A 14,074-nucleotide genomic window follows, 5' to 3' on the forward strand; every position below is an offset into this window, starting at 1 on the left:
CAATCAGGGAGGGGTAGGGATGAGTGAGGGGGCGAAGGTAGCCATCGGCATTGTGGTCGCTGCGCTGGTGCTGGCCGTGGTGTATATCGCGTACCGTGAGTTTGACCGGGCACGCGACGTTCGGCAGGCGCAGGAGGTTATGGGGCAGATCGTGCAGATACCTGCTCAGGTCGATGCTGAGCGCGCACAGGCTTCTCGGCTGGCGGTCCAGCGCCAGCGTGAGGAAGTCGCCATGTCTTGGGATCGCCGGCTTCTGACCGGCAACCAGCGCTGCGTCGGCGGCGTGGTGGTTGTGGTGGACGGATCGAGCTATTCGCAGCTTGGCACCGTGGGCAATCCGGTGCGCTGTAGCGGCCGCTATGCGGATCGGCCGATTAGGTAGCCTTGCCGCCTTGGATGATGCGCAGCCTTGGGCGTGGCTGCGGCGCGTTGCCGCATGTGGCTTCGGCGACCCAGCGGGCGAAAGCGGCGGCGGTGTCGGGTTTAAGCGCGGGGCCGAACCTGCCGCCGTGCGGCGGTATTAGCCGGTCGCCGCGCATCTTCCAGCCGGTCCACGCGCCTCCGAAGTCGTAGCGGCATCGGATGTCGTCGTATAGCCGCTGCGCAATGTCGCGCAGCGGTATCACGGCTCCGGCAGGCGTGTGGATTTCCTGCCGTGTGTCGTCGTAGGTCCAGCCGATCAGGCGGGCGCGAATCCTGCCCATTGTCCAGCTCCGTGCAATTTCGTCAGCCGCGAAGCAAGGCGCATGCCAGCCTGCCGGATACGGTGCAATAGATTTGACATAATATACATTATGCGAAATTGTGTACTGCCGTTATCCTTGCCTTCGCGGCATGTGCCGCATGGGAATTCAAGGTAAATGTTCTCCGCAGAGAAACCTCTACACCCACGGCACTAAACCTCCGCAAATGGCGCACACAAACTTCGGCACCGGGGAAAGCAGCGCAGACAAACCTCAACATCGAGGAATGCAGCGCAGACAAACCTCCACACCGGAGAAAGCTGTCCGCCAACGAGGAGACGCCTTGGCCTCTGTTTGGTGGCGGCTGCTTTGCAGAACTAACGGATAACTGCGCCGCCAGAGGTTGTTTGCTCTTCGATTGATCCCGTCACTTCGTATTGGCCCTGCAGGCCTTCGAGGACCTGGCAGATCGGGGAGCTCGCTTAGCTTTCGGGCGGGCGCTGGCGTTGGCTAGCGACGTTTCGAGCGCCGCGACGTGCCCGGAGAGACGTGCAAACTCCTTCTCGGCGTTCTGCCTCAGTTTCTGCAACGCCTCGCAGCGCGCTTCCAAGGCTTGCACTGCGTCACGATAGCTCCGCTCGGCCGCTTCGTGGCGCTGCTGCCATTGTTTGGTCTCTTGCCGGGCGCGGTCGATTTCCTGGTGCGCCCGGTCCTCGATACCTCGGACATGCGCCGCGGTGCGCTCTCGTTCCTGCTCCGTGGCGGCAAGGCGGGCAGTCCGTTCGGCCTGAAGGGCCTCAAGCTCACACGTTTGCCGATCGACCATCGCCTGCAACCGATCCCGCTGCTGGATCAAATCCTCTCGTAGGGCGTGGCTGTCGCGGAGCTGGCCATCCAGGTTGGCGCAGGCGTGTTCGGCCAGTGCCTGGCGTGTCTGCGCTTGGGCAACGGCGGTCTCGGCCTCGGCCAACGTCGCCGCCCAGCGCGTCCGTTCCTCAGCGAGCCGCGTTTCGTTCGCGGCCAGGGCGGCTCGCTCCGTGGCCAGTCGGGCCTGGAGCAGGCGTTCAGCGTGCCCAACCGCCAGCTGCCACAGCGTGGTCATCGCCTGCCCCACCTCCGGTGGAAGTTCGGGCAGTTGCAGCGCCTTGTGCAGGCGCTCGGCCAAACCGCTGCGCCACGTGTCGAGCATGCGTGTGACGGTGTTCGGCGAGCCGGTGCCGAGTGCGGCGCGCACTTTTTCCACGGTCGGATTCTCGCCGGCGCCCAGGATGGCGTCGGCGGCGGTGTTGACCTGGTCCTGGGTGATGCCTCGTCCCATGCATGGGTCTCCTCGATCGGCGCCCTGCCCGCTTGGTTTCGTACTCCCGATAACGTGATGATTATCGCCAGTACATGCCTTATTTCGTAATATACACTACATATTATGAAGCATAAACACACATCTTCGGCCCTTGCCGTACCCGCCTCCAACCTGGTGCTGCCGGAACAGCTGGCCCAGCAGGCGGCCGACGCGGTGCGGGAACTGCTGGCCGAAGCCGCCGCGGCCAACACCACGCGCAGCTACGCCGCCGCGCTGCGCTACTGGGCCGGCTGGCACCAGGCGCGTTTCGGCCTCGAGCTGACGCTGCCGATGAGCGAGGCCGCGGTGATCCAGTTCCTGGTCGACCACATCCAGCGCAAGAACAAGACTGGCCTGGTCAGCGAACTGCCGCCGGCCGTCGACGCCGCGCTGGTCGCTGCGGGACTCAAGGCGAAGCTTGGGCCACTCAAGCTCTCGACCGTGGTCCAGCGCGTGGCGGTGCTGTCGACGGCGCACAAGCTCAAGCGGCTGGCCAATCCGTGCGAGCTACCTAGCGTGCGCACGCTGCTGAGCCGCGCCAAGCGTTCGGCCGTGAAACGCGGTGAGCGGCCGACCAAGAAGACCGCGATCACGCGCCCGGAGCTCGAAGCCATGCTGCTCACCTGCGACGATTCGCTGGAAGGCCTGCGCGACCGCGCCCTGCTCTGCTTCGGCTTCGCCAGCGGCGGGCGCCGGCGGAGCGAGATCGCCGCGGCGGATCTACGCGACCTGCGCAAGGTTGGTCAGGACGGCTACATCTACCGGTTGGAGTATTCGAAGACGCAGCAGGCGGGCGTCAAGGCGGATTCGACACCGGACAAACCCATCCTGGGGCGCAGCGCTCAAGCGCTGACGGCCTGGCTCGAGGCGGCGGGGATCCGCGAGGGGGCGATGTTTCGGCGGATCTGGAAGGACAGGGTCGGCCCTGCCCTGCTCCCCGGTTCGGTGGCGACGATCGTTAAACGACGGGCGGCGATGGCGGGACTGGAGGGAAACTTTGGGGCGCACAGCCTGCGCTCGGGCTTCGTCACCGAGGCGGGCAAGCAGGGCGTACCCTTGCCGGCGGTGATGGCGATGACAGAGCACCGCTCGGTGGCCAGCGTGATCGGGTATTTCCAGTCGGGCCAGGCGGAAGACAACCCAGCAGCACGGCTGCTGAAATAGTCGCAATCTGATGCGTTTCAATATCAGTAGAACTTAAAAAAGACCTGCGTCGGCCTGCGCATCGACACTAGATCGAGGCAGCCGAGCTAACTCCAGAAGAATGGCCGAAAGGAAAATTTCGTTTATAAACAAATGGATAGATTTTTTTTGGTGAAACCTTGAGTCTTGTGAAAGAAACACCAAATCGGCGTTAAGGAATGGAGTCAGAACGAAGCCGAGCAGTTGATCATGGGAGGGGGCATGGATTTCTCGGAGAAGCAAAATCGGCCGGACATGATTGCGCTGCTGTGCGCACGCAAAACGCTAGCTGGGCAAGTGAAGAACGCTCAAGGTGTCTTTCTTCTTTTGACCATCGCGCTAGCAGTAGCGGCATTCGCCTGTGGCTCGCTTTCGAATAGCACACGGGCACTGATTGCTCTGGCCGGCATTGGGTTAACTCTAGCGGAAGCATTTTGGCTCGATCCGTGGCAGCGGCAGCGCATCAAGACCACTGCAATTTTGCAAGAGCAGTTCGACTGTGATCTGCTCGGGATTCCATGGAATGCATTTACCGTAGGTGCACGTGTCAGTCACGAAGACGTGCAATCGTTGAGCAGCGCTATAGACGCCTCGTGCCGTGAGACGGAATTTAAGGACTGGTATGCGCCGGCAGCAGGTAATGCGCAGGCACATGTGACTGCACTCGTTTGTCAACGAAGTAACCTTTGGTATGACGGCGCGCAACGTGCTTACTACCGGGCAGGCCTTTGTGTATTGCTTGCTATGGTGGTCGTGGCCTATTTGGCAAGTTTGGTCGCGACCGGGGTGAACATGGCGTCAGCAGTGCTGTATGCGGCGCCTCTCATCCCATTCCTGACTTGGTCAGCCAAAGAGATTGTTCGCCAAAAGGCGACGATCGAAACAGTAAGCCATCTCAAAGATGAAATCGAAAAGGTATGGCGATGTCTTGCTGACATCCAGTACAACGATCTGAGGCAACGTATACGGGAACTGCAGGATGCCATTTACAGTCATCGGGCCAGCAGCCCTCTGATTTTTGATTGGGTGTATCTCATACTGAGAAAGAAGCTGGATGCTGGTATGAGCGCGGGTGCTCAAGCCTGGATTGATGAACTTAAGGAACAAGGAGCACACGAAGGATGAAGCACATCGCTCAGTTTTCCGATTTTCTGGATGAAGTGGTTAACTTAAATTCGACACGTATTGACCAACTCGACAGTTCAGTGGAAGCCATCAAGCGATTTATTCGCGATTCGACCTGGGCTCCGAAACTCGTCGAGTTTGCCGCACACGGATCATGGGCACACCAAACCATCATTAAGCCTGTCGAAGGCAATGCTTTCGATGCGGACTTGGTGGCCTATGTAGAACCAGTCGAAGGATGGGAGTCAAAGCAATACGTTAACGAACTGGCGGCAGTATTTCGTTCCAGCAATCTATACAAAGATAAGCTCCGTGTATATTCGCACTGCGTAACTATTGAATATGCCGGTCAACGCAAGATTGACATCGCGCCATGCGTTGTGAATCGCCAAGGGGGCGAGTCGCTCGAAGTCTGCAATCGCATGACTAACGAGTTCCAAGCTTCCAACCCAAAAGGCTATACGGACTGGATCAAGGAACGCAACCGCCTCGTAGGTAATCACAGCTTGCGTAAGGTTACGCGCCTTCTGAAGTACATAAGGGACATTAAGTGCAACTTCACGTGCCCCTCTTTTTTGTTGACGACATTGATCGGCCTACAAATCAAGGATTCCGATAGTACCGGAACCGAGTTCGCGGATATCCCCATGGCTCTTAAAACCGTTGTCGGGCGTCTTGATGAGTGGTTGGCCGCCCGCTTGCCGATCCCGCAAGTGAGTAATCCCGTCTTGAGGTTAGAAAACCAGAGTGCAAACTGGTCTGAGACGCAGTACAAAAATTTCTGCGAAAAAATCCATTTGTATCGCATATGGATCGACGATGCCTATTCCGAGGGAGACAAGGGAAAAAGTATTCAGAAGTGGCAGGCAGTGTTCGGCGACGAGTTTGGCACTGTTCGTGAGAGCGCTCGAAAGAGCATATTCACCCAGGTCGTAGAAGCTTCTGATGTCGTTAGCGTGGCTTTGGATCATGTAGACCTCGTAAGGAAATTCGGACCGAGCGTGATCGGGGCGGATATCGCCCGGCCGGCGCACTTACGTCCTCCAGAGTGGCCAAGTGCGGCATCGATCGTCGAAATTCACGTTACGGCGGACTTGGCGTTTGCGACGAACCGAATGAAAAGGCGAGCACTTGCTAGTGCGGAGCCGCTGTTACCTGGGCACTGGGTGGAATTTTCGGCACGCTTGGCAAATGGGGCATCCATCGGCAGTGGCTATAGAACAGAGTGGCGCGTGACCAACAATGGCCCGGTGGCGGCGAGCAAAAGTCAGCTCCGAGGCGGATTCTACGCATCGGAGAATGGCCACACGCGGCAGGAGCGCCTCCAATATCGGGGCGTCCATCTCGTCGAGGCATTCGTAATTCGTCAGATTGACAACGTACTCGTTGGACAAAGCCAACCTTTCTTCGTAGTGATCGAGTGATGCAATGGCATGTGGCCCGCTCTAAGGCGGATGCTCTGCCATCTAAGAGCGTCCACTGATAGTTCCTACTGGGGGAATGTGATCCTTTCATCGAAAACAAGGAGACATGTACGCAAATGGTAACAACAAAGGAAGTCGGTGACGGTGGCGCGCGTCGTGCAGCAGCTCTGTTAGGGACGGCCGTCTGTGGGGAAGTTTCTAACGCATCCATGGATGAGGACGCAGCAAAAGTCGATTTGCATCTGACTTTTCGAAACGCATTCCGCCCCAAGGAGCTGATACCTCTTCGCTGCCAGGTAAAAAGTGGCCCTTCCTACGGGCGACGGTCAAAGGAGCATATTACGCTCAACATAGATGGCGATACGAAAGATGCCCTATCTGGGACAGGAACGCCTGGGCTCATCGCATGGGTCCCTCCCGCTCCGTCGGATAAGGTCTACTGGTTCGCTTCAGATCCGAGGAACAGGCGAAAGGCATCGGTCAAAGTCGCTTTCAACGACTACATCCGACCGTCGCTTCGATACGATTTGAGTCGCCTCGCTATCTATGCTACTTGGGCCCATAGGCACGCATGTCAAACAGTCCGAAAATCCGACGAAGACAAGATCCTTCCCTTGGCGAAGGTGGACTATTCGCGGCTAAAATCTACGAGATTGGTTCATCCGCTTGTTGGTGAACTGAAGGTCAGCCGCTTCGCTTGGCGTCATGTCACCCGCAGGTCCAAGACAGCGAAACAGCGCCATTCCGCGCTATTGGTCACCCGCTACCTCCACGCGTTCCTCGACAAAGTGCCAGATCGCTATCTTTGCCGCCGGGAAGCTCCAGCTCGGAGCGGACGACGAATGATAGAAACCAGACATATCATCTGCTGGTATCGAGACGCTCTGTCCATTAACGGCAATCGGCATACGCTAGTCATCCGAATTCGCGAAATCGTGTCCTACCCGGAAAGGTGGCAATCCCAATCGTTCACCGTCGCGGACATCAAGCAAGAAGCAACTTTGGCCAGTTGGTGGCATACGCCACAGAAATAAAAAGCGCACCCACCTCGGCGTCCTGTGTACTGACGCTCCGGTGAGGCAGACCTGCTTCACTTTCGCGTCATCTGACCAAGGAGATTGAGATGGATGCGCTGATAAACCATAGCACGAGGGCGATGCCGACTAAAGGTGTACCCGCGCTAGTGGCCCAGTCAATAACTCGGCGGGGCCACGACTTTCCCTGGCATCGCACCGCAACCGACCCCACACCCTACCTACGCCGGTGTTGGTCGAAAGTGGGCCTGCTCGGGGTGCTCCCACACGATCAAGTTGCCAGTGGACGTCGACCAGCTCGCGACGCTTCTGTTGGACGCGGTGGCGCGCAGACGCAAACGCAGCACGCTCAAGCGCTACGTCTACAGGGTCGGCCTGATCCATACGGTCACCGGCGTGCCCAACCCCGCGCAGGAGGCACGCTGAAACCCATGTGGGCGGCGGTTGGCCAGGCGTTGGCCCGGCGCACCACAGCCGCGGGCCGTCCCGACAACGGTAACGCCAGTCGTCAGGCCGGCAAAGTGATCGCGACCGACATCGACACCATACTCAGCGCGTTCGGCAAAACCTCGCGCGATCGGCGTGACGCCGTCCTGCTCTGCCCGGCCTCGGACACGCTCGCGCGCGAATCGGAACTGGTGCGCGCGGCGGTGGAGCACCTCCACTTCAATCGCAGTGCCGGGCGCTGGACGCTGTGGCTGCTCTTCTCCGAGACCAATCGGCTCGGCGCTGAGGCGGACTACCGCTATGTCGACGCCGCGACGATGACGCGCATCCACGCGTGGCAGACGGTGGCGGGCATCACCGAAGGCCTATTGTTTCGCTCGATCGGGGGCGGGCGACAGGATGCAACCCATACCGCGCGCCGCCGGTGCGGAGGCGCCGATCGTCATGCTGCGGCCGCGCGAGGTGGCACGAATCTTTCGGCGCCGGGTCATCGCTACCGGCCTACCCTATGGCCGGAGCATTTCCGGGCACTCGGCCCGCGTCGGTACCGCCAACGTTCTGATCAATGCCGGCGCCACCACCGCCCAGATCCAGCGCGCCGGCGGGTTGCGCAGCGCGGAAATGGTGCACATCTACAAGCGGCGCTCCCAGCGCCGGCGGTAACGCCGTGGCCCAGTTGCGGCAAAAACAGCGAGCCCCAGCGGCGGCGTGAGCCCTTGCTGGACGCCCGGTGACGCCGATGCGCACTACACGACGTCATAATTAAAGCGGCAGGTGCCCAGTGTTGCCGTTGGCACGTAGTGGCCGCGCCGCCCCCGATTGCGACCGGACTCCGAAAACAAGTGCAGATTCTTCCGGGCGCGCGAGCCGATGACGTACAGAAGTTTTCGGCCACTGTCGTCGCCACCGGGATCACTGAAGTGAGGCACCATCCCCTCCAGCAGGGCATAAGCGATCACCACGTCAAACTCGGCGCCTTTGACGCCGTGAATGGTGGAGACGGTCACCCCGGATCGGGGTTGAAACGCGCGTCGGAAGAAGCTCACTTCCCCCACCCCCTGGAGGCCCTCGGCTTCCAGCTTGGCAATGCGCACTTGGGAGCCCTCGACGAACGCCTGCTGCAGCACCTGCACGGCGGGAAAACTCGCCAGCGCGATGCCGAGTCGATCAAATAACGCCGCACCGAACGTCTCCAGGTAGGCCAATCCATCGGCCTCAGGGAGCTCGATGGCATTGCACTCGCGCAGCAGTGCGCGCGGCGACCAATCGGCGAGAGCTGCGCCGGCTTCCTTCAAGTCGGCCAGGACTTCGTTGGCCCAGCGCAGGCGTCGCACAAAGAGCGCCGGCGAGGGTTCGGTGAGCGCAAGCCGGGACAACTTGTACCAAAAATTTTCCGGATCGCGCGCGAACGGCACCATGCCGGGGCCATCAAACTGATAGTCGGGCAGCCGGATCGCTAGCCGTCGCGTCATCGTCGCCAGGTGCAACCATTGCGGCGCCAGGACGCAGATCTCGTTGGCAGGAATGCCCAGGGTCTCGACGTTATAGCGGATCAAGCGTGCCACTTCGTCGACCAGGTCGTCCACGGCGATGGCATCGTTGTAGGACACCAGGCTCGCGTACGTACGTTGCTCGCCCGCAGCCTCAATGGCGGTGGCATGCACGTTGAAGTGGCCGTAGTACGCGACGATCCGCTCGGAGGAGCGATAGTTCTTGGACAGGGCGCGCTCGCTGATTGCGAGGCCGGTGATGGATCGCAAGTCGGCCACATCAATGGCATAGCCGCCCAGCGACCCATAGATGGCCTGGTTGGGATCGCCCACCATAAACAGTCGCGAGGCGCCGCTGCCGGCCTTGAGGATGGCGCCGAGAATCTCGTACTGAATCTGCTTGGTGTCTTGGTACTCGTCCACCAGCAGCAGCGGAAAGATCTTGGCCAGCAAATCCGCAATGACCGGATGCCGGCTGATCAAGCGCCAGGCAAAGTACAAAATTAGCTCAAAATCGAGCAGATGGCGGGACAGCAGCGTCCGAAGATACTCTCGGATGATCGCCTTCACGTGTGCGTGCTTGGCGGTATCGCCGCAGCTCGGATGATACATGCTCGACGCGAAGTAATAGTCACAGTCGTAGTGCGTGATGCGCTGCGCGGCATAGGGCTTACACAGCGTATCGAGCAAGGTTTCGCGCTCGTGCTGGTCGATAATCCGGAACCCATGGGCCAGCTTGGGTTCATAAATACCGTACGGACGAATGATCCATTCTAGGCAGAACGCGTGAATGGTGCCGATCCAGAGTTGGGAGATATCCACCCCGAGGTCTTCAATGCGCTCCTGGATTTCGTTGGCGGCGCGATGGGTGTAGGTGATCGCGACGACAAACTGCCGATCCGATTGTAGGCGGGACAACTCGAGCGCAATTTTGTAGGTCAACGCGCGGGTCTTGCCGCTCCCCGGACAAGCCACCAAGAAGATGCTGCCCGGGGCTTCAATCGCATCGCTTTGATCGTCATTGAGCTCATCCTTGGTCCACGTGAACATCAGGCGACGCCGGCCAGCAAGTCGTGAATCTGATCATCGGGCAACTCGGCGTGCAGGTAGGCTTTGAGATCCGGCAGGCCCACCGCCCCGGCACGGTACTCATCGAGTCGAGCCAAGACGACGTCGCTCCTGGCGGCAGCGAGAGTCCCATTGTGGATGGCATGGCCGACGCGATGACGAAAAATATTGAACAGGATTTCCGTGCTGAGGTCGCCATGCGCCGTCAGTACTGCCTCGACGATGTATGGGGGAATGACCGTGTCGGCCGTGACGTTCTGTCCGAGCAGCAGGGCGAACCAGCCCTTCCCCTCCCCTTTGGCCATGGTCAGGACCCGCTTGCCGAACTTCGCCTTGTCGCCGCTGGTTAGCTCCGCTTCGGCGGTGGCGATCGTTTTGGGATCGACGTACACGGCCGGAACGATCGATGCGAGCAGTGGCCCGTTGCCTGCGGCCACAAGATCCACCTCAAACGTGTGCTGCGCGTAGTGCACGGACAACCAGCGATTGCCATCGGCGAAGGCGTCCAGCAGCTCGCGTCGCTCCGCGCCGCTCTTCTGTGACGCTAGGCACGCGGCCTTGTAGGTGGCCAGCGCTTCCGTGTCACCGGGAGCCGACGTGGTATCGAGAATGGCGGCATCCAGATCCGTGATGATGCTGCAGTGCTTGCGGATGCGGTTGTCATGAAACAGCCGAGCCACGTTTTGAAAACCGGTGCTTCGGATGTTGATGAGACTGATGCCGAGCTCGTCCAGGCTGAGTCCGAAGACGTGTTTGAAAAGCACCGGGACCAAGATTTCCTCTGCATCACCCTCGACCAGTACCACCCTCTTGGCAAACAGGAGGTTGCTTCGGACGGCGTCCAGGTAGCGCTCGATCGCGCCGATCTCGGCGGCGTTAAGGCCCGTGGTCGGCTGGTACGCTTCGCACTGGATGCCATGCCTACCGAGCACGTTGACGCTGCGGACCCGGCTCACTTCAGAGACTTGAGTGGAGTGCGTGGAATAGATGATCTGCGTGTCGCTGTAGGTGATGCGGTCAAACAAGGTCTTTTGAATGTGGGTATGAATGTGGGCTTCGGGCTCTTCAATCAGCAGAAAGTTGGCGATCGAGCGCCTAGCCTTCTGATACTTGAACTCCAGCAGTTTCAACGTCAAAAAGATTAGATTCGCGCCACCCAAGCTCAGCTCGTCGATACCTCCCTCGTGGCTCTCGCCCGACTCACCCACAAACAGCCTCAGCGATTGAAACAATTTCTCAGGCTCGTCTGGCAAATCGGATTTGATGGACAGGGCGCTGGGGGAATAGGTCTCGCCGGCTGCATCCTTGATGGTGTCGCGGATGTCCGTGCGCACCGCCTGCACCTCCGTCAGTGCCTCAATGGCATCGTTGAGTGCGGACACCTGGGCCACTATGGGCGCCATGGTTGCGGGGGCGACGTCACCGCTCTTCCCTTTGAGAAGGGTAAACAGGGGGTTGGACCGGTTGTTGCGGAACTCCCCCACCACGTCGCGTAGCGCCTGGATATAGGTCAGCGAAACCTGCTTGGTCAGCGACAGTATCTGGGGGAGCCGCACCCCGATACGTGGATCATCCAGCTCCTTGCTGAAGACGCAGTTATCGAAGTCGCCGACCAACTCCTTGTAGATGGCCGGATCATTGAAATCGGCTTCACTGCGTCCGGTAAAGATGGCCTCATAGTCCTCGATCGAGAGGCATTCCCGAATCGCCGTCATAGCGACGACATCCCCGGCGGGCAGGTCGGCCAGTTTCTGCCGGACATGCCTTTGGGGGCGAAAAATCAGGTTGTAGGTTGCTCGACTAATCGCGCCGTTGGCGATCTTGCCGGTGCCGTGCAGAAACAGCGCCTGAACTTCCTCGTCCGGCCCAATGTCGTCGAACTCCATGCTAAGGATGATCCAATGCCCTCGCCAGTCCTCAAGGCCGCGGTGAAAGTCGGTCTCCTCAAGCCGCACCGCCCAGCGCAGCATGTTGTCATCCAAGAGCAGCCGGATCACGCGAAACAGGTTGGTCTTACCTGCCCCGTTCTCGCCAATGAGAGTGTTGACGCCCTTGTTGAAGAGCAGCGTCGCGTTGGCGAAGTTGCGGTAATTGACGATCGTGAGCTTCGAAATGTGCATAACCTTTCCGTTTGATTCGGTCGATGTCCTAGTGTCGAGGCCGACTTGTCGCCTATTCGATATACGTTCGCGCTCGGCGTGCCGTCGCCGATTGTCCTAGCATCCAACGGATCGAATCCGGCTGGTGGCCCGATTCTGGGGCAGCCGGTGTCACCCGACCAGCGGCCAGGCATCCGGACCACCACGCGAGGCCCCCGTCGCCGGCGAGACAGCAAGGGTGCGACTCGCATCGGTTGGCGCACGGTCGTTTGGGATTTGCGCCATCAGGCATGCCGCCCCAAGCCGTCTTCTAAATGCATCGCAAAGAGGTGGCCGCCAAGCGAGCAGCCGGGTCATTCACGGCAGCTGCGCTGGGGTGGGTTTGAGGACGAGTCTGTTCTTCGCGTTGGTCAAGGACCATGTTCCCTCATGCATCCCGCAGACGATGTTTAACCGAAAGCTACTCTGAATCCTCAGGTGAAGCCCTCGGGCCGTGCCGCCGACAAAAAGCGTCGGGGCCAAGTGGCCATTCCCCTGAGTGTAGATTACCGTGCTGTCGTTCTGGTGCCAGGCGTGGGCAACGGCCAGCATACCCACAAAATTCACCATCAGCTCGGGAAAGGGGCTCATCGATTTGCACTCGTGTGCGGCGACGACGTGTTTGCTATTGACGCGGGAAAACCGCCGCTTGCCTGCCGCAAAGTCCCCATCCGTCGTCGCAAGCAGCTCGGCGTTCTGCCGCAGGACCACGATATCGGGGGTGAACGCTATGTCCGCGTTGATGTGGGACTCGATGCGGACCTGCTGTCTAATCTCAAATTCCCCATCATGTCCAGCAATGTGCGCATAGGAAAAATTGCTCGGGTTTCCGGATGGCGATGTGAGATACCGATAGACCCCATCCTTCAGGTTCTTGGCGTCGATGGACGTCCTGGGCACAGTACTGCCAGGCATCGGTGATCCGCAAACCGCCGCAACTCATGGGGCACCTCAGCGGACCGTCAGACCTCGGTGCAGAGATCCGCTACGTAGATACCGCGCATCTCCGTTCGATAGTTCGCTACGTTCGAGCCAGGCCGCCGCATTCCGGAGGAGTGTGCCTCGCGCGTGCGCCTACGCCCATTGAATGCGCTGCACCCACCTCAATCTGTTCGATTCCGTGCCCGATCAAGGACTCAGCGATGCCGTTACTTTGGAATTACATGCCCGCGCAACATCTCGAAAGTTGGCTAACGAAGGGCATCTACTTTGGCATCGCCTGCGCGTTCGACGACCCTGATGAAGGGCACCTTCCGGAAGCCCCTGTATCCGACCTAACTAGAGAGCTCGGAAGGGAGATTGAGAGGCGAGGTGGAACCGCGGCGCCGCAGCTGCTGGCAGACTTTGCACGCCTGACCCACGAAATGGCCTTCGGCGCACGGTGCCGGACCTTTATCAGCTGCTGGCATGCCAATGCCGCTTTCTCGCCCCGGATGTCGAGGCAATACGGTCCAAACGGCGTTCACATCCGCACCAGCGACGACCGCATCCTCCGCGCCATTCGTGACGCCTCTCCGGGGCTGTCCTGCCTGCTCACGCAGGCGTCGGGTGATTTCGAATCGCCCTTTCACCGTGTCCGCTATCAGCCCGATATCGACACACCTGATGCAGACGCCGCAAGAGACGACCTTCTCACCCTCGTGTTCCATAAAAATAAGCAGGAAAGGTGGGCGCGCCAGAACGAGTGGCGGCTCATCATCGACGCCGATAGGGTGGCCGTCCACACGGGAATTTCCATCAATGGCACACCAATCGCCAGTGGGTCTGAGCCTTATCGAATCGCCACTGAAGGGCTGACTGTCGAAGCGAACCCGGACGGACTTGTCCCCCAGCTTTTCATCAAGGCCACGCCGAACATCCTTGTCGATGAAATCGGCGTTACGGACGTGTCCCTGATGAAGCATATTGCGGCTCTCTGTGACCAGTACGGGCTCCACCCACCACGGCTTGTGACGGCGGAAGAGAAATCCCGAGACGAAGACGAGCCGCCGAAGTGATGTTTTCTGCCTGTAACCGTGTTCCTCTCTACCTGCGATAACACAGGCTAATCCGCTCCTTCTCAAGAAATAAGTATCCCCCGGCAAAGCCGGGGGCTTTAGTTGTGTGAGCCGCTCAAAGCGGCTTGGGCGGGGTCGCTAACGCGG

Annotated in this window: 12 protein-coding genes; 7 read left to right on the forward strand and 5 right to left on the reverse strand. The window is 59.7% G+C overall.

The window, feature by feature from the left end; all coding sequences use genetic code 11:
* Positions 1-382, forward strand: a 382-nt coding sequence (locus AC3WTD_RS11960; protein ID WP_492613912.1) for a hypothetical protein, incomplete at its 5' end; no start/stop codon positions are given.
* Here AC3WTD_RS11960 and AC3WTD_RS11965 read toward each other — a convergent pair.
* Together AC3WTD_RS11965 and AC3WTD_RS11970 are read right to left on the reverse strand one after the other, a co-directional pair.
* Positions 375-704: a DUF3653 domain-containing protein gene (locus AC3WTD_RS11965; RefSeq protein WP_492613913.1), complete on the reverse strand. Its 330-nt coding sequence runs from the start codon at positions 702-704 to the stop codon at positions 375-377. The two genes, AC3WTD_RS11960 and AC3WTD_RS11965, sit on opposite strands and share 8 nt — an antisense overlap.
* 406 nt (positions 705-1,110) lie before the next feature.
* Positions 1,111-2,001 (reverse strand): DNA-binding protein, encoded by an 891-nt coding sequence (locus AC3WTD_RS11970; protein WP_492613914.1) that lies wholly within the window; start codon positions 1,999-2,001, stop codon positions 1,111-1,113.
* 105 nt (positions 2,002-2,106) lie between these two features.
* Here AC3WTD_RS11970 and AC3WTD_RS11975 point away from each other — a divergent pair, with 105 nt between their 5' ends.
* The 5 genes from AC3WTD_RS11975 (at position 2,107) to AC3WTD_RS11995 (ending at position 7,968) form a co-directional block, all read left to right on the forward strand.
* Positions 2,107-3,186, forward strand: a complete 1,080-nt coding sequence (locus tag AC3WTD_RS11975; RefSeq protein WP_492613915.1) for a site-specific integrase — start codon at positions 2,107-2,109, stop codon at positions 3,184-3,186.
* A gap of 240 nt (positions 3,187-3,426) precedes the next feature.
* Positions 3,427-4,329, forward strand: a complete 903-nt coding sequence (locus tag AC3WTD_RS11980; RefSeq protein WP_492613916.1) for an S-4TM family putative pore-forming effector — start codon at positions 3,427-3,429, stop codon at positions 4,327-4,329.
* Complete coding sequence (locus AC3WTD_RS11985) at positions 4,326-5,753, forward strand: SMODS domain-containing nucleotidyltransferase (RefSeq protein WP_492613917.1); 1,428 nt, start codon at positions 4,326-4,328, stop codon at positions 5,751-5,753. Before AC3WTD_RS11980 ends, AC3WTD_RS11985 begins: the two co-directional genes overlap by 4 nt.
* A gap of 1,316 nt (positions 5,754-7,069) precedes the next feature.
* A complete protein-coding gene (locus AC3WTD_RS11990) occupies positions 7,070-7,213 on the forward strand; it encodes a hypothetical protein (protein WP_492613918.1) in 144 nt (47 codons plus the stop codon).
* Positions 7,214-7,218: 5 nt separating this feature from the next.
* Entirely contained in the window at positions 7,219-7,968 is a 750-nt protein-coding gene (locus tag AC3WTD_RS11995) for a site-specific integrase (protein WP_492613919.1), read from the forward strand.
* A gap of 12 nt (positions 7,969-7,980) precedes the next feature.
* Here the strand turns inward: AC3WTD_RS11995 and AC3WTD_RS12000 are convergent, their stop codons facing one another.
* The 3 genes from AC3WTD_RS12000 to AC3WTD_RS12010 all read right to left on the reverse strand — a co-directional run bounded on the left by AC3WTD_RS12000 (position 7,981) and on the right by AC3WTD_RS12010 (position 12,845).
* The gene (locus AC3WTD_RS12000; protein WP_492613920.1) at positions 7,981-9,774 is read right to left on the reverse strand and encodes a UvrD-helicase domain-containing protein; all 1,794 of its coding nucleotides are present in this window, start codon (positions 9,772-9,774) and stop codon (positions 7,981-7,983) included.
* A complete protein-coding gene (locus AC3WTD_RS12005; RefSeq protein WP_492613921.1) occupies positions 9,774-11,912 on the reverse strand; it encodes an ATP-dependent nuclease in 2,139 nt (712 codons plus the stop codon). Before AC3WTD_RS12005 ends, AC3WTD_RS12000 begins: the two co-directional genes overlap by 1 nt.
* Positions 11,913-12,248: 336 nt before the next feature.
* A complete protein-coding gene (locus AC3WTD_RS12010; RefSeq protein WP_492613922.1) occupies positions 12,249-12,845 on the reverse strand; it encodes a hypothetical protein in 597 nt (198 codons plus the stop codon).
* A gap of 227 nt (positions 12,846-13,072) precedes the next feature.
* On the opposite strand from AC3WTD_RS12010, the gene AC3WTD_RS12015 reads away from it, so the two are divergent.
* Complete coding sequence (locus tag AC3WTD_RS12015) at positions 13,073-13,927, forward strand: hypothetical protein (protein WP_492613923.1); 855 nt, start codon at positions 13,073-13,075, stop codon at positions 13,925-13,927.
* Positions 13,928-14,074: the final 147 nt, after the last annotated feature.

The sequence above is a fragment of the Rhodanobacter sp. FW106-PBR-R2A-1-15 genome (assembly GCF_058789735.1).